Source organism: Sulfitobacter sp. JL08 (assembly GCF_003352045.1).
GTDB lineage: Bacteria > Pseudomonadota > Alphaproteobacteria > Rhodobacterales > Rhodobacteraceae > JL08.
Window position 1 is genome coordinate 3,656,818 of the sequence record NZ_CP025815.1, and the last position, 23,440, is coordinate 3,680,257.

Annotated in this window: 22 protein-coding genes; 9 read left to right on the plus strand and 13 right to left on the minus strand. The window is 56.5% G+C overall.

All coding sequences use genetic code 11. From position 1 onward, the window contains the following. Position 1 precedes the first annotated feature (1 nt). From C1J05_RS17995 to C1J05_RS18015, 5 genes are all read left to right on the plus strand, one after another. Positions 2-1,564: an ABC transporter ATP-binding protein gene (locus C1J05_RS17995; protein ID WP_114871457.1), complete on the plus strand. Its 1,563-nt coding sequence runs from the start codon at positions 2-4 to the stop codon at positions 1,562-1,564. Then, entirely contained in the window at positions 1,565-2,659 is a 1,095-nt protein-coding gene (locus C1J05_RS18000) for an ABC transporter permease (protein WP_114871458.1), read from the plus strand. After that, positions 2,659-3,624, plus strand: a complete 966-nt coding sequence (locus C1J05_RS18005) for an ABC transporter permease (RefSeq protein WP_114871459.1) — start codon at positions 2,659-2,661, stop codon at positions 3,622-3,624. Before C1J05_RS18000 ends, C1J05_RS18005 begins: the two co-directional genes overlap by 1 nt. A 100-nt stretch (positions 3,625-3,724) precedes the next feature. Continuing rightward, positions 3,725-4,648: a sulfite exporter TauE/SafE family protein gene (locus C1J05_RS18010; protein ID WP_114871460.1), complete on the plus strand. Its 924-nt coding sequence runs from the start codon at positions 3,725-3,727 to the stop codon at positions 4,646-4,648. A 3-nt stretch (positions 4,649-4,651) separates the two neighbouring features. Beyond that, the gene (locus C1J05_RS18015; protein ID WP_114871461.1) at positions 4,652-5,407 is read left to right on the plus strand and encodes a TIGR02186 family protein; all 756 of its coding nucleotides are present in this window, start codon (positions 4,652-4,654) and stop codon (positions 5,405-5,407) included. 23 nt (positions 5,408-5,430) lie between these two features. Here the strand turns inward: C1J05_RS18015 and C1J05_RS18020 are convergent, their stop codons facing one another. The 8 genes from C1J05_RS18020 to C1J05_RS18050 form a co-directional block, all read right to left on the minus strand. Then, complete coding sequence (locus C1J05_RS18020; RefSeq protein ID WP_114871462.1) at positions 5,431-6,165, minus strand: SDR family oxidoreductase; 735 nt, start codon at positions 6,163-6,165, stop codon at positions 5,431-5,433. Continuing rightward, a complete protein-coding gene (locus C1J05_RS18025; protein WP_114871463.1) occupies positions 6,162-7,685 on the minus strand; it encodes an ATP-dependent DNA helicase in 1,524 nt (507 codons plus the stop codon). Before C1J05_RS18025 ends, C1J05_RS18020 begins: the two co-directional genes overlap by 4 nt. 61 nt (positions 7,686-7,746) lie before the next feature. Then, positions 7,747-8,385, minus strand: coding sequence for an acyl-homoserine-lactone synthase (locus C1J05_RS18030; RefSeq protein WP_114871464.1), 639 nt, complete (start codon positions 8,383-8,385; stop codon positions 7,747-7,749). A gap of 94 nt (positions 8,386-8,479) precedes the next feature. Then, a complete protein-coding gene (locus C1J05_RS18035; RefSeq protein ID WP_114871465.1) occupies positions 8,480-9,196 on the minus strand; it encodes a helix-turn-helix transcriptional regulator in 717 nt (238 codons plus the stop codon). Next, positions 9,138-9,350 carry a hypothetical protein gene (locus C1J05_RS21595; RefSeq protein WP_162798130.1) on the minus strand — a complete coding sequence of 71 codons (213 nt, stop codon included), beginning with the start codon at positions 9,348-9,350 and terminating at the stop codon, positions 9,138-9,140. Before C1J05_RS21595 ends, C1J05_RS18035 begins: the two co-directional genes overlap by 59 nt. Positions 9,351-9,630: 280 nt before the next feature. Next, on the minus strand, positions 9,631-10,590 hold the full coding sequence (locus C1J05_RS18040; RefSeq protein WP_114868636.1) for an IS5 family transposase: 960 nt from the start codon (positions 10,588-10,590) through the stop codon (positions 9,631-9,633). A gap of 145 nt (positions 10,591-10,735) precedes the next feature. After that, positions 10,736-12,022: a crotonyl-CoA carboxylase/reductase gene (gene ccrA, locus C1J05_RS18045; RefSeq protein ID WP_114871466.1), complete on the minus strand. Its 1,287-nt coding sequence runs from the start codon at positions 12,020-12,022 to the stop codon at positions 10,736-10,738. A 141-nt stretch (positions 12,023-12,163) separates the two neighbouring features. Next, positions 12,164-13,576, minus strand: a complete 1,413-nt coding sequence (locus tag C1J05_RS18050; protein ID WP_114871467.1) for a 1-acyl-sn-glycerol-3-phosphate acyltransferase — start codon at positions 13,574-13,576, stop codon at positions 12,164-12,166. A gap of 148 nt (positions 13,577-13,724) precedes the next feature. On the opposite strand from C1J05_RS18050, the gene C1J05_RS18055 reads away from it, so the two are divergent. The 4 genes from C1J05_RS18055 to deoD all read left to right on the plus strand — a co-directional run bounded on the left by C1J05_RS18055 (position 13,725) and on the right by deoD (position 18,013). Further along, positions 13,725-15,692, plus strand: a complete 1,968-nt coding sequence (locus C1J05_RS18055) for a protein meaA (RefSeq protein WP_114871468.1) — start codon at positions 13,725-13,727, stop codon at positions 15,690-15,692. 38 nt (positions 15,693-15,730) lie between these two features. After that, positions 15,731-16,690 carry an IS5 family transposase gene (locus tag C1J05_RS18060; protein WP_114868636.1) on the plus strand — a complete coding sequence of 320 codons (960 nt, stop codon included), beginning with the start codon at positions 15,731-15,733 and terminating at the stop codon, positions 16,688-16,690. Between the two features lie 273 nt (positions 16,691-16,963). Beyond that, entirely contained in the window at positions 16,964-17,287 is a 324-nt protein-coding gene (locus C1J05_RS18065) for an H-NS histone family protein (protein WP_114871469.1), read from the plus strand. A 21-nt stretch (positions 17,288-17,308) separates the two neighbouring features. After that, the gene (deoD, locus tag C1J05_RS18070) at positions 17,309-18,013 is read left to right on the plus strand and encodes a purine-nucleoside phosphorylase (protein WP_114871470.1); all 705 of its coding nucleotides are present in this window, start codon (positions 17,309-17,311) and stop codon (positions 18,011-18,013) included. Between the two features lie 48 nt (positions 18,014-18,061). Here deoD and C1J05_RS18075 read toward each other — a convergent pair whose 3' ends face one another. The 5 genes from C1J05_RS18075 to sdhA form a co-directional block, all read right to left on the minus strand. Further along, a complete protein-coding gene (locus C1J05_RS18075; protein ID WP_114871471.1) occupies positions 18,062-19,237 on the minus strand; it encodes a type III PLP-dependent enzyme in 1,176 nt (391 codons plus the stop codon). Between the two features lie 318 nt (positions 19,238-19,555). Continuing rightward, positions 19,556-20,335: a succinate dehydrogenase iron-sulfur subunit gene (locus C1J05_RS18080; protein WP_114871472.1), complete on the minus strand. Its 780-nt coding sequence runs from the start codon at positions 20,333-20,335 to the stop codon at positions 19,556-19,558. Positions 20,336-20,443: 108 nt separating this feature from the next. After that, complete coding sequence (locus C1J05_RS18085) at positions 20,444-21,370, minus strand: hypothetical protein (RefSeq protein ID WP_114871473.1); 927 nt, start codon at positions 21,368-21,370, stop codon at positions 20,444-20,446. Continuing rightward, entirely contained in the window at positions 21,327-21,614 is a 288-nt protein-coding gene (locus C1J05_RS18090) for a hypothetical protein (protein ID WP_114871474.1), read from the minus strand. The genes C1J05_RS18085 and C1J05_RS18090 overlap by 44 nt, the downstream gene beginning before the upstream one ends. Continuing rightward, positions 21,614-23,419, minus strand: coding sequence for a succinate dehydrogenase flavoprotein subunit (gene sdhA, locus C1J05_RS18095; protein ID WP_114871475.1), 1,806 nt, complete (start codon positions 23,417-23,419; stop codon positions 21,614-21,616). The genes C1J05_RS18090 and sdhA overlap by 1 nt, the downstream gene beginning before the upstream one ends. Between the last annotated feature and the right edge of the window lie 21 nt (positions 23,420-23,440).

The following is a 23,440-nucleotide window of genomic DNA, read 5'->3' on the forward strand; positions in this document are numbered from 1 at the left end:
CGTGGGAGCCGATCAAACTTCGGAGCGGCGGGATACTGCCGCTCCGGCAATTGAATTGCGCGGAATTTCAAAGTCTTTTGGTCCGGTTCAGGCCAACAAGGACATTTCCATTTCGGTCATGCCCGGTACGATACATGGTATCATAGGTGAAAACGGTGCTGGCAAATCCACCTTGATGAGCATCCTTTACGGCTTTTACAAAGCCGACAAGGGCGAGGTGTTCATCGGTGGCCAGCGCACGCAGATACCTGACAGCCAGGCGGCGATTGCCGCCGGCATCGGCATGGTCTTTCAACACTTCAAGCTGGTTGAAAATTTCACGGTTCTGGAAAACATCATTCTGGGGGCCGAAGACGGCCACATGCTGATGCCATCCTTGACCAAGGCACGGCGCATTCTGCTTGAACTGGAACAGGAATACGGACTGAATGTCGATCCTGATGCAGTGATCGAAGACCTGGGCGTCGGCATGCAGCAGAGGGTCGAAATCCTCAAGGCACTGTATCGCAATGCCAATATCTTGATTCTGGATGAACCAACGGGTGTTCTGACCCCGGCCGAGGCGGATCAGTTGTTCCGCATTCTGGATCGGCTGCGTCAGGAAGGCAAAACCATCATCCTGATCACCCACAAACTGCGCGAGATCATGGATATTACCGATACCGTCAGTGTGATGCGCCGTGGTGAAATGACGGCAACTGTCAAAACATCGGAAACATCGCCTGCTGAACTGGCGGAACTGATGGTTGGCCGCAAAGTCTTGCTTCGGGTCGACAAGAAACCGGCGACCCCAGGTGATATCGTGCTTGAAATCAAGAACCTGCGCGTTGTCGATGAAAAAGGCGTGGAGCGCGTCAAGGGCATCAATCTGAATGTGCGCGCCGGTGAAATACTGGGTATTGCAGGCGTTGCGGGCAACGGGCAATCCGAATTGCTTGAGGTATTGGGCGGATATGCCAACGGCACAGGCGAGATCGCAATAAACGGCAAACGGCTGGACGTGACCGGCAGGCTGTCAGACGGGCAAACCCGCCGCGCCAACGGCATTGCGCATGTTCCCGAAGATCGTCAGCGCGAAGGGCTGATCATGCCCTTTCACGCGTGGGAAAACGTGGCTTTTGGCTATCACCGCGACCCGGCCTATAATTCCGGATTGCTGATGAACAACACAGCGCTGCGCCGCGACACCGAGGCCAAGATCGAAAAGTTCGACATCCGGCCTGCCAATTGCTGGCAAGAGGCCAAGAATTTCAGCGGCGGCAACCAGCAGAAAATCGTTGTTGCGCGCGAAATTGAAAGAAACCCCGATCTGTTGCTGATCGGCCAACCGACGCGCGGCGTGGACATCGGCGCCATCGAATTCATTCACCAACAGATCGTGGCCCTGCGGGATCAGGGCAAGGCCATTTTGCTTGTCAGTGTCGAACTGGAAGAAATCCTGTCCCTAAGTGATCGCATCGCAGTGATGTTTGACGGACACATCATGGGCGAACGCCTGCCAGAGCAGACCGACGAAAAGGAACTGGGTCTTTTGATGGCCGGCATGTCGGGAAAGGCCGCATAGATGGATGTGATGCCGAAATGGGCCGAAGTTGTTCTGGTGCCTTTGATTTCATTGTTGCTGGCCGCCATCCTGTCCGCCCTTGTTATTCTGGCCATTGGCGAAGATCCGGTGGCTGCGGTCAAACTGATGATCAATGGCGCTTTGGGGTCTACATACGGGTGGGGCTATACCCTGTATTACGCTACGAACTTCATGTTCACCGGTCTGGCCGTCGCGGTCGCGTTTCACGCACGGCTGTTCAATATCGGCGGCGAAGGTCAGGCGATGCTGGGCGGTCTGGGTGTTGCGCTGGCCTGCCTTTACATTCCGTGGCCGCATTGGTCGCTGGCCCTGTTGGGGGCAACTATCGGTGCGGCGCTGTTTGGGGCCATGTGGGCTGCCATTCCGGCCTATTTGCAGGCCAAACGCGGCAGCCACATCGTAATTACCACCATCATGTTCAATTTCATCGCCGCGGCGGTGCTGAACTATGTTCTGGTCAACATGCTGCGCCCGAAGGGGTCGATGGATCCGGCGACTGCACGGTTCGGTGAAACCGTCCACCTGCCCACGCTGCATGAAATGCTGGCCCCTTTCGGGATCGAATTCTCCAAATCAGCCCCTGCAAATGTGACCCTTCTGGTGGCTGTTCTGGCCTGTGTTGCAGTCTGGGTTCTGATCTGGCGCACCCGTCTGGGATACGAAATCCGCGCTTACGGGCATTCTGAATCCGCTGCGAAATACGCAGGTATTTCACCGGTCAAGATCACCATGATCGCAATGCTGATATCTGGCGGCTTGGCCGGCATGATGGCGATCAACAATGTCATGGGCGAAGCGGAACGGCTGGTTCTTAATGCCACGGAAGGTGCGGGGTTTATCGGCATCGCGGTCGCGCTGATGGGGCGCAGCCATCCCGTCGGTGTGTTTCTGGCCGCGATACTGTTCGGCTTCCTATATCAGGGCGGCGCCGAACTAGCCCTGTGGACGACGATCCCGCGCGAATTGATTGTCGTCATTCAGGCACTGGTCATCCTTTTTACCGGCGCGCTGGACAACATGGTTCGGATGCCGCTTGAAAAGCTGTTTCTGGCCCTGCGGCAAAGGAAAAGCTGATGGATTTTGCAACATTGCTTCAGGTGCTGGACAGCACAGTAAGGCTGGCGACCCCGTTATTGCTGGCCTGTCTGGCCGGGTTGTTTTCCGAACGCGCGGGCATTTTTGATATCGGCCTTGAAGGCAAGATGCTTGCCGCTGCTTTTTTTTCGGCGGCTGTCGCAGCCCTCACCGGATCTGTCTGGCTAGGCCTGCTGGCCGGAGTTGGTGCGTCCATGGCGCTTAGTGCGCTGCACGGTCTGGCGTCAATCACATTCCGCGGCAATCAATTGATATCGGGAGTTGCCATCAATTTTCTGGCGGCCGGCCTGACGGTTCTGATCGCTCAGGACTGGTTTCAACAGGGCGGGCGCACCCCGTCTTTGATAGGGGCAGCCCGGTTTGAACCCATAACGCTGCCTTTCGCGGATGCATTGCGTGACGTGCCATTGCTGGGACCGGTTTATTACGAACTGATCTCGGGGCATTCCGTTCTGGTCTATCTTGCGTTTGCCAGCGTGCCCCTGACGTGGTGGATCCTGTTCCGGACCCGTTTTGGTTTGCGCTTGCGCGCGGTCGGGGAAAACCCGGCAGCCGTTGATACGGCGGGTGTGTCTGTTGTGGGCCTGCGATACGCCGCGGTTGCGATCTGTGGTGTGCTGTGTGGAATTGCCGGGGCTTACCTTGCCACCGCGCTGCAAGCCGGCTTTGTCAAAGACATGACGGCGGGGCGTGGCTTCATCGCATTGGCAGCGCTGATCTTTGCAAAATGGCGCCCCTGGTACGCTCTGTCCGCGTGTCTGCTGTTCGGTTTTCTTCAGGCGATTGCACTGCGATATCAGAATATCGATCTGGGGGCGTTTACCGTTCCGGTGCAGTTCATGGATGCCCTGCCCTACATTCTGACAGTCGTCATTCTGGCCGGGTTTGTCGGCAAGGCCATTCCCCCCCGCGCCGGCGGCGAACCCTACGTGAAAGAACGTTAACGCCTGCAATAAGGCCAGTTCCGGAAAATCGCCCGCGCCTTTGGTCACAGGACGGCTTTGATATATTGCATTTGCGGCGGCGTCCGGTCTAGGAAAGCTAATGCAGATCTACCTTCCCATTGCCGAAGTTTCGGTCAACGCCTTCCTGTTGTTAGGCTTGGGTGGGCTCGTGGGCATCCTGTCGGGCATGTTCGGTGTGGGCGGCGGATTTTTGATGACACCGCTGTTGTTCTTCATCGGGATTCCTCCGGCGGTCGCGGTTGCAACAGAAGCAAACCAGATCGTGGCATCTTCGTTTTCCGGTGTGCTTGCGCATTTCAAGCGAAAGACTGTCGATCTTCGAATGGGAACGGTGCTGTTGATCGGCGGCCTTGTCGGGGCTGCAATCGGTGTATTGGTGTTCAACTACCTCAAACAGTTGGGTCAGGTCGATCTGCTGGTCAAGCTTTGCTATGTCGTGTTTTTGGGCGTTATCGGCAGCCTGATGTTCGTTGAAAGCCTGAATGCCATTCGCAAAGCCCGCAAAAGTGGCGGTGCGCCCGTTCCCAGACGAAAACACCGCGGCTGGATTCACGCGCTGCCGTTCAAGATGCGGTTCCGGACTTCGGGGTTGTATATTTCGGTTATCCCGCCTCTCGTCGTTGGTGTCGCGGTGGGTATTCTTGCCGCGATTATGGGCGTTGGCGGTGGATTTATCATGGTTCCGGCGATGATCTATCTTTTGGGCATGCCAACCAAGGTGGTGGTTGGAACGTCCCTGTTCCAGATCATTTTTGTGACGGCGTTCACAACCCTTCTGCACGCGACAACCAACTTTACCGTTGATATCGTTCTGGCCGTTCTTCTGTTGGTTGGCGGGGTGGTTGGCGCACAGATCGGCACGCGCATCGGTGTGAAAATGAAAGCCGAGCAGTTGCGTATTCTGTTGGCCATCATGGTGCTGGCGGTCTGCGGCAAACTGGCTTTTGATCTTCTTGTCATGCCGGCGGAATTGTATTCCCTTGGCAAACCGGGTGGGCATTAGCAAATGGTTCGTGTTCTGATCCTGCTGATGTGTCTGGCCTGGCCAGCAAGCGCGGAACAGGTGGTTCTGGGCCTCAGCAAAGACAAGGTGGACATCACCACCAGCTTTGACGGTTCGGAAATCCTGATTTTCGGTGCGGTCAAACGCGAAATGCCGATCCCGCAAGGCGAACCTCTTGAAGTGATCATTACCGTTTCCGGCCCCTCCGTGCCGGTGACCGTCCGGCGCAAGGAGAAAAGGTTTGGTATCTGGGTCAACACCGATGTTCTTGAAGTGGACAAAGCGCCCAGTTTCTATGCCATCGCGACCAGCGCGCCTTTGTTCAAGGCCCTGACAGATACCGAAGACCTGCGCCATCGCGTGTCCATTCCGCGCGCAATCCGGTCAGTCGGCGCCCCGCAAAACATCTCGGACGCGGAAAACTTTACGGACGCGGTCATTCGCATCCGGACAGAAAACCGGCTGTATCAGCTTTTGCAGGAATATGTGGTTGTCGATGAACAGACATTGTTCCGAACGGCGATAGAAATGCCCGCCAACCTGACCGAAGGCAACTATGTGATACGCATTTTTCTGACCCGCGGCGGCGAGGTTGTATCAAGCTATGATACCCAGATCGATGTGTACAAGGTCGGGCTGGAACGGTGGTTGTTTGGCCTGTCGCGGGAACAGCCTTTGATTTACGGCTTGATGTCTCTGGCAATTGCGATTGCCGCCGGATGGGGCGCATCCGCCATATTCAAACTGTTCCGCGCCTGATCTGGCAGGTTTTTGGGCGTGTGTCAGCCACGCCCGATATAGGGCATATTCGTTGCCATCACTGTCATGAACTGAACATTCGCACCCTCGGGCATGTTTGCCATGTGCAGAACCGAACGCGCGGCATCATCAACCTGCATCATCGGCATCAGCTTTGCATCCGGGTTCGCGGCCAAGGCGCGGGCGTTCAGATCATCCACCAGTTCGGTCTGGGCATTCCCGATATCGATCTGGCCACACGCGATGTTGAAAGGTCGACCATCCAGAGACAGCGTCTTGGTCAGACCGGTAATGGCGTGTTTGGTCGTCGTGTAACAAACCGACCCGGGGCGTGGCACATAGGCCGACAACGACCCGTTGTTGATGATCCTGCCCCCTTGCGGGGATTGCGCACGCATCTGCGCGAAGGCCAGGCGCGCCGTGATGAACATGCCGCGCAAATTGACATTCAGCACGGCCTCCCATGCGTCCAGATCAATTTCGTCGATGGTTCCGGACGGACCAAATGTTCCGGCATTGTTAAACACCACATCCAGATGGCCCGCCTGCTTTGCAAAACTGTCAAAGACAGCTTGCATTGCCGTTGCATCTGTCACATCCGCCGGCAATGCGATCGCGTGTTCATACTGTTCCTGAAGTCCGTTCAAACGGTCGGCCCTGCGTGCCACCAGGCCAACACGCCAGCCATTCTCTAGAAATTGAACTGCGGTGTTACGTCCTATGCCAGAACTGGCACCGGTGATCAAAACGGATTTCATGTCGGCTCCTCAAGGCTCAGCGGGGCTGGAACTGCGGCCAGGTCATCTATACGCAAGGCATCTGTCGGCTTTGACAACCTGTTACGCACGACCCAGATCAGTCGGTTTTGTGCACGGGTGATTGCCACATAGGCCAGACGTTTCCACAAGGGTTGCCCCGCTTCGATCCGCCCCATACGCGCGGCCACGAAAAGGTCAGGGGCAAATACCTGTACGGTGTCCCATTGGCTGCCCTGTGCCTTGTGGATTGTCACCGCGGCCCCATGCAAAAACGTAGCCCCCATCTTGGCGGCGAACGGGATAAACGGTTCTTCCTCGTCCGGCTTTTCGATCTTGACGATGGATGCAGCACTGACTTGCGGGTCTTCCGCACCGACGACGTGCAACCTTGAAAAACCGGGCTTGCGCCCCGGCCCCAGATAAACCACCTGAGCCCCCTTGATCAGGCCGCGCGCCTCAAGGTCGAGCCGTTTCTTGCGGTGCTTCAGGGGCAGTTCGATACCGTCACAGATCAGCGGCTCACCGGGCAGCAATTCATCATCCGGGGCGCCATAAACGCTGCGAAATGCGGTAATCAGCCGAACACGGGTTGCATTGCGCCAGACCAGAACCGGACTGCGCGCCATCAGGTCAACTTCCACCCGTTCGCCCCAGACAACACGATCATCCGTCCGCGCTATATCCTGAACCATGCCTTCGAAATCGGAAAATTCCAGCTTCGGGTCGGCCAGCGCATGTGCAAGATCAAGGATCGGGTTGTCGGCATCCTGACGGTACACCCGGTCCAGATTGAATTTCCGTGTTTCGGGCAAGCGATCGAATATCATCGTGCCTGACTGGTTCACCGGCGCCAGCTGTGCCGGATCACCGAACAGCAGCAGGGTCGGAAAAATGTCTTTCAGATCTTCAAACTGCCGGTCATCCAGCATCGAACTTTCATCGATAAATCCGACGTCCAACGGCTCTTCGCGGCGCTTCCAGCCTGTGATGAAATCCGAGCCCCGCAATCCGGCTGCGGCCAGCGCGCCGGGAATGGATGCGTTCGCCTTGTAAAACAGCGCCGCGCGATCCAGTGCCTGATCGGTCAATCCTTCGACATCCGGCCGCTCACCATTGCCCGTCAGCCATTCGGCGATTTTTTCGTAATCGGGATCATAGACCGGCGTGTACAATATGCGGTGGATCGTCGTCGCGGGAACACCTTGCAGCCGCAAAACCGATGCTGCCTTGTTGGTTGGCGCGAGGATGGCCAATGTGCGTTTTCCCGCCCTTTTGCGGCTTTCATAATCGCCCGATACAATTTCCACGCCTGCGGTTTTCATTGCGCGATAAAGCTCTGCCAGCAGCAATGTCTTTCCCGATCCGGCCTTGCCCGTGATCGCGACGACGCTGGATTGACCTTCACGGGGGGGCGTCAGTGCACCATCAAGCAAATCTATCCCGGCGATACGCAACGCATCGGCCACCGCATCGTAAGCGGTGGCCTGATCCTGCGAAAATGTAACTGGCGCAACGGTCATATCGGGACACTATAGGCGCTGTCAGGCAGGCGCCAGACAGCTGGATCGATTTGCGGGAAAGTTACGCAGAAAGTGCAAGCTTGCCCCGTTCGCGACGGCCGAATGCGCGATCGAACCAAAGCCGGGAAACGTCTTCGGACAGCCCTGTCCGCGCTGCAATCCGGGCTTTGGCATCTGGCGCAAACTCCCAAAGGCCAACACTGATCTTGCTGCGCCCTTCCCCGTCAGTGCCCAGGATTTCGGGCGATGACCCGATCATGCGATAGATGCGGACCATGCGCGCATCAAAGACACCAACAAAATGGCGGACGCCAAAACCCGCCATGATCTCGCCCCCGCCCAGCATAAGGGCAGCAGCTACACGCGGCGCTGCACCCTGTGCCAGACAAAACCGGGTACATTCCCAGATCAGGGGACTGACCAGTGTGCCGCCTCCCAGAAGGTGGGAAAAATGATCGTTCACCATGACAGGACCAGTTGTCGGCAGGAACCGCATGGATCCGCCATGGCGTCCGCTGCTTTCTTCCCAGATCACATAAAGCGGATTGAGGTCGTCATAGTCATCCCGCTCGTGCCCTTGCGCGTTGACCGACACGTCCCAGCCCAGACGGGTTTTGAACTGGTCCGCCCGATCCTGAAACATGCTCTGTGCAAGTTTCGGATAGTCGTGCAAGTCATTTCCGTAAATGTATCTTAGCATCTTTAACCCCTCCTACAGGATGGCAAAGAGCTACATTTGCGCATGTTAGTTTTGTATTTCAGGGCCGCGCGGTCTGCTCTGATTGACGCAACAGCTAAACGACGATCAATCCGCGGCTAAGGGCGCGTGCAACAGCATGGGTGGTGTTCATCGCGCCCAGTTTGAAACGGGCGCTTTCGATGTAAACACGCAGGGTATGTTCGGAAATGGAAAGCGTTTCGGCAACTTGCGCCCGATTATACCCGATCGCCAGTAAGGTCATTGCATCCACCTCGCGCGGGGACAGCGTTTGTGACGGTTCCGGGGCGCGATCCGGTTCGAAATCAAGCGCCTTCTGATTAAAGTAATGCGCAATCAGGATCAGGTCGCGGCGATGTTTTTCTGTGAACCTGTCCCATTCGTCATCGCAGCAGGAATGAGAAACCGTGAACAAGGCAAATTGACCGTTCGGACCGCGAATTGGAACTGAAAAACCCTGATTGCCAACCCCAAACGACATTGCGTCCGCTTTGAAGGCGCGCGCGGCCTTGCTCGACCAGTCCAGCCTTTTCCAGTCGACAGGGTGGAACCGTTGGTAACACCCTATAATCACGGGATCTATCCGCAGATAATTCCGTTCGATATAGTGCTGCGCCCAAGCCCGGTCGTAAGTTCCGCAGCCGTATTGGTCACCCGCTGAATCCACCCAATGATAAACAATATGGTCAATGGCAAAGTAATCCCGCAATGCAATTGATGCAGATTGAAGGCTGTCAAGCGCGTCGGCTTGCTCCAGTGTTACCAGTATCTGCTCCAGACGAGTTTTGTTCATTGCAGCGCGCGTAAGCCTTTTCATCCAAAGACATGACTTCGGCGGCGGCAATGATCTTGGTATCACCCAACTGTTCCGCCAGCGCATCCATCCCGTTTTTGCGCGCAAAGCTTTGCAGGTCCGCCAGAACGTCTAAAATCCAATCATTTCTCATAATAATATCGCTCTTTGGTAGTTAATAAGTCGTTAACACAACCTTAACATGTTTTCACTTCTCTTGGAATTCGCGTTTTTCAACTCCCCAATAATAGTGGGGGCATATATTTTAACCTTCTGAATTCACATGATTAATGGAACGTCTGATCAACGCCTTCGGCTTCGCCGCCGTGCCGGCTTGAAGGTAGTTTGGGGCGTCAGACGTCCCATTTCCAGCGATTTTCCCGCTGTTTCGGCCGCCTGAGTGGCGGTTTCGGCGTTTTTGGGCAGACTCTGCCTCATGCTGCCAGCTTTCTCCGGGTCATGAACAGGTTGCCGAGGGCGAAGAGCGTGAACAGATGCGCCCGGTTCTTGGCCAGCCCACGGTAGCGCGTCTTCACGTGGCCGAACTGGCGCTTCAGGATCCGGAACGGGTGCTCAACCTTGGCCCGGACCTTTGCGATGATCCGGTTGATCTGCACGTCGAGCGGATCCAGTTCGCCACCTTTGGGTGCCTTGCGCATCACGCCCCAGAACCGGCCTGCATCCTTGGTGAAGGCCGCCTCTCGTTCGGAATGCACGTAGCCCTTGTCCGCCCAGACGGATGTTTCGTTGCCGTGCAGCAGTTCGTCCCAGACCTGGCTATCGTGGGTCTTGGCAGTGGTGGTCTCCAGGCTGTGGACGATGCCGCTGTCTGCATCGACGCCAACATGGGCCTTCATGCCGAAGTACCAGTCATTACCCTTCTTGGTGGATGACATCTCGGGATCGCGGGCCTTGGCTTCATTCTTGGTCGAGGACGGCGCATCGATGATCGTCGCATCCACCAACGTGCCAGAGCGCAGCGTGACGCCCTTGTCGGCAAGATAGGCATTCACCTCGGCAAACAGCTTCTCGGTCAGCTGATGCTTCTCCAGCAGGTGCCGGAAGTTCAGGATCGTTGTTTCGTCGGGGATGCGGTCATCGCCAAGCTCGATACCGGCAAACCGGCGCATGGCCTCGCTGTCATACAGGCTCTCTTCGGCCATCGGATCGCTCAGCGCGTACCAGCTCTGAAGGAAATACACTCGCAGCATCGTCTCCAGTGGCATCGGTGGCCGACCACCCTTTGACCCAACCTTCGGATAGTGCGGCTCGATCAGCGCCAACAGACGACCCCAAGGCACCACCGCATCCATCTCCGACAGGAACTTCTCGCGGCGCGTCACCTTCTTCTTCACCGCATCACCAAGGCCGGGAATGGCAGGCTGTTTGGGCATCGGCGGGCTCCTCTCTCATCCGCAGAAACCATACCAAATCACGCCAAAATGGGGGAGTTCTTCAGAGATTCCTAATAATAAAAAACACCTGCAACCGGCCCAAACCAGTCGCAGGTGTCAATCAAGAGACAGAGTGTTTCTGCTTTTATCGCTTGGCTTCCAGCGCGTCTTCAAATGTCCGAAGTCCGGTCTTAGGCGATTGTACAAGCACCGCCATGTTTCCGGGTTTGTGTTCGTTCCGCATCATTTTCATGTGCGCATCCGGAAGATCGTTCCATGAAAATACTTCTGACATGCATGGATCCAAACGACGCTCCAACATCAGCTTGTTCGCCGATGATGCCTGCTTGAGATGCGCGAAGTGGCTGCCCTGCAAGCGCTTCTGGTGCATCCACATGTAACGCACGTCAAATGTCAGATTGAAACCGGTAGTACCGGCACAGATCACGACCATTCCGCCTTTTTTGCAAACGAATGTCGACACCGGGAATGTTGCTTCGCCGGGATGCTCAAACACCATGTCAACATTGACGCCCTTACCGGTAATGTCCCAGATTGCCTTGCCGAATTTGCGGGCCTCGGCAAACCACGCGGCATATTCAGGGGTATTCACCGTGGGCATTTGCCCCCAGCAATCAAAATCCTTGCGGTTCAGAACGCCTTTTGCGCCCAGATCCAGAACAAACTGGCGTTTGTCTTCGTCGCTGATCACGCCGATCGCATTCGCACCCGCCGTGTTGATCAACTGGATTGCGTAAGATCCCAAACCGCCTGAAGCGCCCCAGACCAGAACATTCTGACCTGGTTTCAGATCATGCGGCTCGTGGCCGAACAGCATCCGGTAGGCTGTCGCAAGAGTAAGCGTGTAACACGCGGCCTCTTCCCAGGTCAGATGTTTGGGGCGCGGCATCAACTGCTGCGATTGCACGCGCGTGAACTGGCCAAACGACCCGTCCGGAGTTTCATACCCCCAGATCCGCTGGGTTGGCGAATACATCGGATCGCCGCCATTGCATTCCTCGTCATCACCATCGTCCTGGTTGCAGTGCACAACGACTTCATCACCAACTTTCCATCGTTTGACTTTGTCACCGACAGCCCAGACGATGCCTGACGCATCAGAACCGGCAATGTGATAGGGTTGTTTGTGTCCGTCAAAAGGACTGATCGGAACGCCCAGAGCGGCCCAGACGCCATTGTAATTCACGCCCGCAGCCATCACGAGAACAAGAACCTCGTTGCTGTCCAGCACCGGTACGTCGACAACTTCTACCTGCATGGCCTTGTCTGGTTCACCATGGCGCTCCCGACGGATTGCCCAGGCATACATCTGTTTCGGGACATAGCCCAAAGGCGGCATTTCACCCATTTCATAAAGATCTTTTTCGGGTGCGTCGTAGTTGGCAATTCCGCCATCGTTGTCCAAAGCCATGTGGCCTCCTGATCTTGTCCCTGTCTTAACACCATACAGCCTGACATCAGGCCGTGCCGCAGCGCAGAATCGCCCGGCGCCTACCGTGGGATATGGCCTGATACGCAATATTGCAACCCAAAACGGTTCAAATTGGTAATTTTATGACCCAGCAGTCGCAGAAATTTCCTTCGCATCCGCAGAAAGTACGGGGCCGTCCTTCGGGACAAGATGCCGGATCGAGTTCGCATAATACGCCAGTGCACTGAGCTGCGCTTCAGGTGTGTGGAACAACCCGTCCTTTTCGATCACGATCCCGCGTTCTGCCAGATGGCGTACCCCCACCTCGACAGCATAATCGCGGTTGTTGCGCGGCAGATGTACGTAGGCATCACCCAATTGCGCCAACAGGCCCGAAACGGACCGTTCCAGTTCCGCACGATCCATCGGCGCACCGCCCTGCAGGACATGCGCAACCAAGGGCACAGGCAACACCGGCACCACATTGCCAATCCGCCGCATCAGCTCGGCCCCAAGGGACGCCGCGATATCACCCTTTTTGCCGGCGCTGAACTGGGCCAGCGACAGGGGCGATCCAAAACTGACCGCAGCATAGCCGAACCTGTGAAAACGTCCCGTCAGCCTGAGCCAGACCTGCTTGAGAGCAAATCCCGCGACAACACTGATGCGCGCGCGGAACCGGCGTTCGCCTGCATCCCCGGCTGCGATCAGAATACGGTCTTCCAAAACCCGGTCATAGTTCAGCGCGACAGGTACAAAAACCACATCGCGATCACCGTCAGTGAATCCGTCCGAGATATATTTCAAAAGGCCCAGCTTTGCCGGCTTCAGCGCCCCGTCAAGGCTAAGCCCACCTTCCGGAAACATGGCTTGGGTCACGCCGCCGTTGGTGGCCAGACCGACATAGCGGGCCAGCACACAGCGATAAAGCTCGTTGCGCGATTTTCGCCGGATGAAATAGGCGCCCATTGCCCGGATCAATCCGGAAAGGGGCCAGACACGCGCCCATTCGCCAACTGCGTAGGACAAGGCCGACCGCTCTGCCGCCAGATATGTAACCAGTACATAATCCATGTTACTGCGGTGATTGATCACGAAGACGACTGTCGCGTCCGGATCCAGTGACTTGAGCGCGTCTTCATCCTGATAGCCCAGCCGTACACGATACAGCGCGTTCGACAACAGTTTGGCCAGACGGATCGCAACGCCGAAATAGGCGCTGGCCGAAAATGAAGGCACGATTTCACGCGCATAGCGGCGCGCCTCTTCAAAGGCGACGTTTTCGGGGATACCGCTGTCTTTTGCATGGGCCGCCACCGCGCGGGTTACTGCGGGGTCGTAAATCAGCCGCTGGATCATATCGTGACGGCGCGCCAGCTTGAATGGTTCGATGGGCCGTTCCAGCCTTTCGTTCACCTTGGCCACGACCTTTTCCAGCCGTCTGCGAAAGAACCAGCGTACAGACGGAAACAGGAAATGCGATGCAAATGTGACCGCCGCGAACAGCAGGATCACAATCAAGAGCCACAGAGGAAGTTCTACTGTCGTTGTCATCAACCTTACCGTGGCAGCAAATCCCGCCACACACAATCACCGGTTTCGGGCCTTATGCCGCAATGCAGCGAATTGACAATTGCGCAAAGTTCCAAGTATCACCCTTTGAACGCAATAAAATTGCCGAAGTGATTCACGAGGTTCGTCCATGACCCAGCACGAAAAAGACCGCCCCTGGCTGATCCGCACCTACGCGGGGCATTCCACCGCTGCCGCGTCCAATGCGCTTTACCGGTCGAACCTGTCCAAAGGACAAACCGGTTTGTCAGTTGCCTTCGATCTGCCCACGCAAACCGGATATGACAGCGATCACATCCTTGCGCGCGGCGAGGTCGGCAAGGTCGGCGTGCCTGTCGCACATCTGGGTGACATGCGGACATTGTTCGATGAAATCCCGCTGGATCAGATGAACACATCGATGACAATCAATGCCACGGCACCTTGGCTGCTGGCCCTGTACATCGCAGTGGCAGAAGAACAGGGCGCCGACATTTCGCAACTGCAAGGCACCGTTCAGAACGACATTATCAAGGAATACCTGTCGCGCGGCACCTATATCTGCCCGCCCAAACCGTCGCTTAAACTGATTACGGATGTGGCGGCGTATTGTTATACGAACGTCCCGAAATGGAACCCGATGAACGTGTGTTCCTATCACCTGCAAGAAGCAGGCGCGACGCCGGAACAGGAACTGGCCTTTGCGCTGGCCACCGCAACCGCAGTGCTTGACGGACTGAAAGGTCAGGTGCCCGACGAAGATTTTCCACGCCTGGTGGGCCGTATTTCCTTTTTCGTGAACGCCGGTATCCGCTTTGTCACCGAAATGTGCAAAATGCGGGCCTTTGTCGACCTGTGGGATGAAATCTGCGAACAGCGATATGGGGTCACAGACCCCAAATACCGCCGTTTTCGCTATGGCGTGCAGGTCAACAGTCTGGGTCTGACCGAACAGCAACCGGAAAACAATGTATACCGCATCCTGATTGAAATGCTGGCTGTGACATTGTCCAAAAACGCACGCGCACGGGCCGTGCAACTGCCTGCCTGGAACGAGGCATTGGGTCTGCCCCGGCCATGGGATCAGCAATGGTCAATGCGGATGCAACAAATTCTGGCCTATGAAACGGACCTGCTGGAATTTGATGATCTGTTTGATGGCAACCCGGCCGTAGACGCCAAGGTGGAAAGCCTGAAAGACGGCGCGCGCGCGGAACTGGCCAATCTGGACAGCATGGGCGGCGCGATCAGTGCGATTGAATACATGAAGTCCCGCCTGGTCGACAGCAACGCAGACCGCCTGAACCGCATCGAAGCCGGCGAAGTCACGGTTGTGGGCGTGAACAAGTTTACAACATCCGAACCGTCACCCCTACAAACCGAAGACGGCGGCATCATGGTCGTAGACCCGGCCGTTGAGCAGGAACAGATCAACCGACTGAACGCCTGGCGCTCAGAGCGTGACGCCGTTGCCGTAAAAGCCGCACTTGAGAACCTGCGCAATGCCGCCAAGACCGGCGAAAACATCATGGGACCGTCGATTGCAGCGGCAAAGGCCGGCGTCACAACCGGCGAATGGGCCGAACAGATGCGCGCGGTCTTTGGCACCTATCGCGGCCCAACCGGAGTGTCTGCGTCCGTATCCAACAAAACAGAAGGGCTGGACGACATCCGCGCAGCCGTAGATGCCGTGAGCGACAAGCTGGGGCGCCGGTTGAAGTTTCTGGTGGGCAAGCCGGGCCTTGACGGCCATTCGAACGGCGCCGAACAAATCGCATTTCGTGCCCGCGATTGCGGCATGGACATTGACTATAACGGCATTCGCCTGACACCGGATGAAATCGTTGCGAATACGATCGAAACACAGGCCCATGTCGTGGGGCTGTCGATTTTAAGCGGATCGCATATTCCGCTTGTTCAGGATCTGATGGAAAAAATGAATGCTGCGGGGTTGGGGCACATCCCAGTCATTGTAGGCGGCATCATACCGGACGACGATGCTGCGAAACTGGCGGCAATGGGTGTCGCGCGGGTTTATACGCCCAAAGATTTTGAACTGAATTCAATCATGATGGATATAATTGAGGAATCTCTGAAGAACTCCCCCATTTTGGCGTGATTTGGTATGGTTTCTGCGGATGAGAGAGGAGCCCGCCGATGCCCAAACAGCCTGCCATTCCCGGCCTTGGTGATGCGGTGAAGAAGAAGGTGACGCGCCGCGAGAAGTTCCTGTCGGAGATGGATGCGGTGGTGCCTTGGGGTCGTCTGTTGGCGCTGATCGAGCCGCACTATCCGAAGGTTGGGTCAAAGGGTGGTCGGCCACCGATGCCACTGGAGACGATGCTGCGAGTGTATTTCCTTCAGAGCTGGTACGCGCTGAGCGATCCGATGGCCGAAGAGAGCCTGTATGACAGCGAGGCCATGCGCCGGTTTGCCGGTATCGAGCTTGGCGATGACCGCATCCCCGACGAAACAACGATCCTGAACTTCCGGCACCTGCTGGAGAAGCATCAGCTGACCGAGAAGCTGTTTGCCGAGGTGAATGCCTATCTTGCCGACAAGGGCGTCACGCTGCGCTCTGGCACGTTGGTGGATGCGACGATCATCGATGCGCCGTCCTCGACCAAGAATGAAGCCAAGGCCCGCGATCCCGAGATGTCATCCACCAAGAAGGGTAATGACTGGTACTTCGGCATGAAGGCCCATGTTGGCGTCGATGCAGACAGCGGCATCGTCCACAGCCTGGAGACCACCACTGCCAAGACCCACGATAGCCAGGTCTGGGACGAACTGCTGCACGGCAACGAAACATCCGTCTGGGCGGACAAGGGCTACGTGCATTCCGAACGAGAGGCGGCCTTCACCAAGGATGCAGGCCGGTTCTGGGGCGTGATGCGCAAGGCACCCAAAGGTGGCGAACTGGATCCGCTCGACGTGCAGATCAACCGGATCATCGCAAAGGTCCGGGCCAAGGTTGAGCACCCGTTCCGGATCCTGAAGCGCCAGTTCGGCCACGTGAAGACGCGCTACCGTGGGCTGGCCAAGAACCGGGCGCATCTGTTCACGCTCTTCGCCCTCGGCAACCTGTTCATGACCCGGAGAAAGCTGGCAGCATGAGGCAGAGTCTGCCCAAAAACGCCGAAACCGCCACTCAGGCGGCCGAAACAGCGGGAAAATCGCTGGAAATGGGACGTCTGACGCCCCAAACTACCTTCAAGCCGGCACGGCGGCGAAGCCGAAGGCGTTGATCAGACGTTCCTTGAACTGGCGGACCCCAAAGCTGTCGCAGCGCAATAAAGCTTTAACGCTGACACAAAATCGGCCAATGGCATGGATTGAAACAGAATAATTCCCTGTGCGATAAGCGATAACGCTCACAGGGAGAAAAAAATGACGCTCAATCTTAATGAGATGTCCAGAAAAGACCTCGAAAAACTGGCCGCAGATGTGCAAAAAGCATTAAAGGCTGTCGAAGCCACCGAGAAGAAACTGGCGCTTGAAGCTGCAAAAAAGGCCGCTGCCGAATACGGGTTTTCCCTATCGGACATAACCCCGACTGCTGGCCGCAATGCTTCGAATACCAAAGCAAAACGGCCACCAAAGTATTTCAACCCCAAGGACAAAAGCCAGACCTGGTCTGGCAGCGGACGCCAGCCTTTTTGGTTCAAAGAAGCGCTGAAAGCAGGTACAGATCCATCAAAGATGGAAATCTGATAACTACTTAAAGGCGAACGCATGACAATTCATATTGGGGCCGAACCGGGCGATATTGCGGAAACTGTTTTATTGCCCGGCGATCCCTATCGCGCAAAATGGGCTGCGGAAACCTTTCTGAAAGATATCCGACTGGTAAATGAAACCCGCGGAATGCTGGGATTTACCGGAACATGGAATGGCCATCCCGTAACCATTCAGGGCAGCGGAATGGGAATGCCATCGCTGTCAATCTATGTGAATGAATTGATTCGCGATTTCGATGCCAAAACGCTTATCCGCATCGGATCTTGCGGCGGCATGCAGCCCCATGTTGCGATCCGTGACGTGATTATCGCGATGACGGCAACAACCGTAAACACGCCGTCATCGTCTTTGTTCAAAGAACTGAATTTCGCTCCTTCAGCGGACTGGTCGCTGTTGCGGGCCGCTGCGGTCGCTGCCGAAAGCCACGGCACCAGAACACATGTCGGCGGGATATATTCGTCTGACGTGTTCTATGATGAACGTCCGGACCTGAATGAACAGATGGTGCGTCACGGCATACTGGGTGTCGAAATGGAAGCGGCAGAACTTTACACTCTTGCTGCGCGCTATGGCCGGCGGACGCTTGCGATATTAACGGTGTCGGACCATCTTCTGACGAAAGAGGCGCTTCCGTCCGACCAGCGCGAAAGCAGCTTTGGCGACATGGTCGAGATCGCGCTTGAAGCTGCGTTCGCCTGACAGATTTCCGGGGCATCCCCTCCCGTGGACGCCCCGGAACAACGCACCTTACAGGATCATTACATCCAGTGGGGGAAAACCGTTAAAGCCAACCGAAGAATAGCTTGACGTGTAGGCCCCGCAGTTGCGGATGATCACTTTGTCACCGGCGCACAAATTGTGCGGCAGCATGACCGGGCGTTTTTCGTATAGAACATCGGCACTGTCGCAAGACGGCCCGGCCAGAATGCATGGCCCCTCAATATCACCGTCTTTTTCCGTGAGAAACTGATAACGGATCGCTTCGCCTTCGGTTTCGGCCAGACCGGAAAACCGACCGATATCAAGATAAACCCATCTGTGTACATCGTCGTCGGATTTTCTGGAGACCAGCAAAACCTCGGCCGCGATGGCCCCACATTCCGCCACCAAACCGCGTCCGGGTTCGGCCATGATCATGGGAACATCGCCAAAGCGTTCGGCGATCAGCTGCATCACAGACGCGCAATACGTGGTCGCACCGTCAATCTCTTCACCATAAAACGCCGGGAACCCACCGCCGATGTTGAGCAGGGACAGATCAAATCCCGCCTCTTTCGCATCCCGCCAGACGCTGGCCACCTGATCCAGAGTATCTGTCCACATCTCGGCGCGGCGTGTCTGTGATCCGACATGAAATGACAGGCCGACCGGTGTCAGGCCAACGGTCTTTGCATACGACAGCAACGCCAGAACCTTGGTACGCGCACAGCCGAACTTGCGACTAAGCGGCCAGTCGGCTTGTGATGCGTCCACGATGACACGAATGTAAACTTGCGCAGCGGGTGCATGCGCGGCGATCTTGTCCAGCTCTTCTTCCGCGTCTGCGGCGAACAGAGTCACACCCACCTGATGCGCGAACGCAATATCGCTGACGCGTTTCACAGTGTTGCCAAACGATATCTTTGAAGGGTCAGCCCCCTGGCTCAGACACAGCTCGATCTCGCCACGGGAAGCGGCATCAAATCCCGATCCCATTTGTACCAAACGATCAATGATCGCGCTGGCCGGGTTGGCTTTGACAGCGTAATGGATATGCGCCCGCCCCAGACCCGCAGACAGGGCCGCGTACTGGCGCGCAACGGCTTCGACATCCAGCACAAGCGTCGGCTTGTCGAACCGCGTGTTGCGGATAAACACTTCGGCGCGTGTCTGGTCAGGGCGTGCAGCTTTGAATTCCGAAAAATCGGTGACGTAGGCATTCATTGGTCATCTCCAACAGAACCGGCCATTCATGACCGCTCATTTCCAAAGGAGACGTTACCGTCGCTACGTAACCGTGCGGGAAACCCTGCCGTGCCAGAGGCGCGTGCGTTGGCGTCTGAACGCGCATATGGGGCAATTGCTTGAGTCGATCAATAGAGATTATTGTGTCGACCGAATTTTTTTTGCGCAATGCTCCGGTTGATCACAATCAGGGATCGGAACCGGTATCATCCAATGAACAATTACCCGGACAGTGCGGGCCCGACAGCATCATTGCCCGCGCGAGCCGCCGCCAGAGGCAGCGGCTCGTTCACAGAATCAAACGGTACGTTCAACCATCATCTTTTTGATTTCCGCAATCGCCTTGGCCGGGTTCAAACCCTTGGGACAAGTCTTGGCGCAGTTCATGATCGTGTGGCAGCGGTAAAGTTTGAACGGATCTTCCAGTTCATCCAGACGTTCGCCCGTTGCTTCATCACGGCTGTCGATGATCCAGCGATAGGCATGCAACAAGGCCGCCGGCCCAAGATATCTGTCGCCGTTCCACCAGTAGGACGGGCACGACGTTGAACAACAGGCGCACATCACGCATTCATACAACCCGTCCAGTTTTTCACGGTCTTCGACCGACTGGCGCCATTCCTTGGCGGGGCGATTGGTTTTGGTTTCAAGCCACGGCATGATGCTGGCGTGCTGGGCGTAAAAATGCGTCAGATCCGGGATCAGGTCTTTGACCACAGGCATGTGCGGCAAGGGGTAAATCTTAACATCGCCCTTCACCTCGTCCATGCCATAGATGCAGGCCAGCGTATTGATCCCGTCAATGTTCATTGCGCAGGATCCACAAATGCCTTCCCGGCAGGACCGCCGGAACGTCAGTGTCGGATCAATCTCGTTCTTGATTTTGATCAGCGCGTCCAGAACCATCGGACCACATGTATCCATATCAACCCAGTAGGTATCCAAGCGCGGGTTCTGACCGTCATCGGGATTCCATCGGTAGATGCTGAACTTGCGGACATTTGTCGCGCCTTCGGGTTTCGGCCATGCCTTGCCCGTGGTTATGCGCGAGTTCTTAGGAAGCGTTAGTTGAACCATTTCGCATCTCCTGTGCTGACGGACGACCCAAGCGCCCGAATATTTCATTGTTTTCTAACGTAAAATCCACGTTGGCGCCAGACGTCCCAACCATATGTGTGTTCATCATCATAATGCCGCACCCAATCCGGGGTGTGCATTGACCAGCGGCTTCAGCAGTTCGACATCATCGGGAAAATGATCCTTCAAAACCGCAAGAAACGCGGCGTCCTGCGCCACTGTCCACAACATCACAAGGTATTCTGAATCTTCAACCATCTCGATCCAGCGTTTGTGCGCGCCCAGATCCTGACCTTTTGCAGCCTCTTGCTGAAACGATGATCCGCCACCGTAACGCTGGATATCGCCCAATGCGTTATCCTTTACCGGCAGCCCCAGCTGGCCAAGTTTTTCGGCACGATACGCCGGCGCAGTGACCCAGGCATCATAGCAGATGCCGATAACGTTGGGATATTTCAGCCGGTCCAGAACCTCGGCATATTGCTCGATAGAACGCAGCATGATCCGGCTGCGCGTCACCGGCGAATACCCCGGATTTCCGCGCAGCTTCTTTAGCAGGGACGCGCTCCAGTTCAGAAACCCGCGATAGACGACGACAACGTGATCCACATCATCAATCTTGAAACCGCGCATGATGGATTTCCCGACATCTGCGGCGGGTGGCGCGCAATCTTCGTAGGACACAACAACCAAAGGCGAAGATCCCGCCTTGGCCATCGTGTCGGTTTTGTCACCGCGACGCTTGCCGTTAACTTCCAAGCTTTTGCGGCTTTCGACCGGGTCGCGCCACGGGCGGCAATTGTTCAGAAAAATCGTACCGGAACTGTCTTCCGGCGGATTGCGCATTATCCAGTTGATCACGGCATGATTCCCGGCCCGGCGCATTCCGAACACCTGCAAAGCCATGTTCGGGTTCAGGCCGCTTTTTCCCCATCCGCTCTCAAGCGGGGATTTGCGCACAATCGCAATCATCTGGCCAAGCCCGGTATCATCATCGGTGTTTTGCCATTTCTTCAGCGAAACAAGCGGCAACACCTTCTTTCTGCTTTGACGAAACACGCATGACTGGCGACAAACGGTAATCCGTGAACTCTATCGTTTCCCATGTTTTGTGGGGGCCGTTTTTCCGGGCAAATTCGATATCCTTCCTGACGCCGTTGTCGTGCAGACACCCCAACAGGATGAAATCGGGGTCTACTTTCGATCTGGCATCGGCCGCCCCTGTACCAAATGGTAAAAGGCCGGCCGTCAGCAACAGGATGGCAAAGCCGGAACGCATCAGTAAACGCGTGCTTTCGGCGCGATTTTCTTCAGGTCGATGCCACCGTCTTCCTGCTTTGACAAAGGCTCCAGATGGACGGGGCGGTACGCCAGCGCGACTTTTGCACCATCGACAACGGCCAGCGTATGTTTGCGCCAGTTCTTGTCATCCCGATCCGCATAGTCTTCGTGCGCGTGTGCCCCACGACTTTCCTTGCGGGCCTCGGCACCGTGGATCGTTGCAAGCGCATTCGGCATCAGGTTCGCAAGTTCAAGCGTTTCCATCAGGTCGGAATTCCACACCAGCGAACGGTCAGTCACCTTCAAATCGGACATCTTGTTTGCGACGTCCGTCATTTTCTTGACGCCCTCGGCCAGTGTCTTGTCCGTGCGGAACACCGCTGCATCGGCTTGCATCGTACGCTGCATTTCCAGACGCAACTCTGCTGTCGGCGTGCCTCCGTCGGCATTGCGCAAGCCGTCGAACCGGTCGAAAGCGGCATCAACGGATGCCTGGTTCAACACCGGGTTAGGCGCTTCGGCATCTACCACCTTGCCCGCCTTGATCGCGGCTGCACGTCCGAACACAACAAGGTCAATCAACGAATTCGATCCCAGACGGTTTGCGCCATGAACAGACGCGCACCCTGCTTCACCCACGGCCATCAGCCCCGGTACGATGGCATCGGGGTCTTTCTTGGTCGGGTTCAGAACCTCGCCCCAGTAATTCGTTGGCACGCCACCCATATTGTAATGAACTGTGGGCAGAACAGGGATCGGTTCCTTGTTCAGATCGACACCCGCAAAGATACGGGCGCTTTCCGAAATACCGGGCAACCGCAGCGCCAGAGTTTCGGGTGGCAAATGGTTCAGGTGCAGGTGGATGTGATCACCATCCGGCCCCACACCGCGCCCTTCCCGGATTTCCATCGTCATGCAGCGCGATACCACATCGCGGCTGGCCAGATCCTTGTAGGTCGGCGCATAGCGTTCCATGAAACGCTCGCCCTCAGAGTTGGTCAGGTATCCACCTTCGCCGCGCGCGCCTTCGGTGATCAGGCAGCCCGATCCGTAAATTCCGGTCGGGTGGAACTGTACGAACTCCATGTCCTGCAACGGCAATCCCTGCCGCGCCACCATGCCCCCGCCGTCACCTGTACAGGTGTGGGCCGATGTCGCGCTGAAATAGGCGCGCCCGTAGCCGCCGGTGGCCAGCACGACCATCTTGGAGTTGAACACATGCATCGTGCCATCGTCCAGCTTCCAGCAGACGACGCCCTGACACTGGCCATCTTCGGACATGATCAGATCGATCGCAAAATATTCGATGTAGAATTCCGCGTTGTTTTTCAGCGACTGGCCATAAAGCGTGTGCAGGATCGCGTGACCGGTCCGGTCAGCCGCGGCGCAGGTGCGTTGCACGGGCGGGCCTTCGCCGAATTCTGTGGTGTGCCCGCCAAACGGGCGCTGGTAAATCTTGCCGTCTTCGGTGCGCGAAAAAGGCACACCGTAATGTTCCAGTTCGTAAACGGCTTTCGGAGCCTCGCGGGCAAGGTATTCCATCGCATCCGTATCACCCAGCCAGTCCGACCCCTTGACCGTGTCATACATGTGCCATTGCCAGTTGTCGGGGCCCATGTTCGACAGCGATGCCGCAATCCCGCCCTGCGCGGCAACCGTATGCGACCGGGTCGGGAAAACCTTGGATATGCAGGCCGTGCGCAGCCCCTGTTCGGCCATGCCCAGCGTTGCCCGCAACCCTGCACCGCCGGCCCCAACCACAACCACGTCATATTCATGTGTTTCGTATTCGTAGGCAGCCATATCTTGCTAATCCCTATAGTT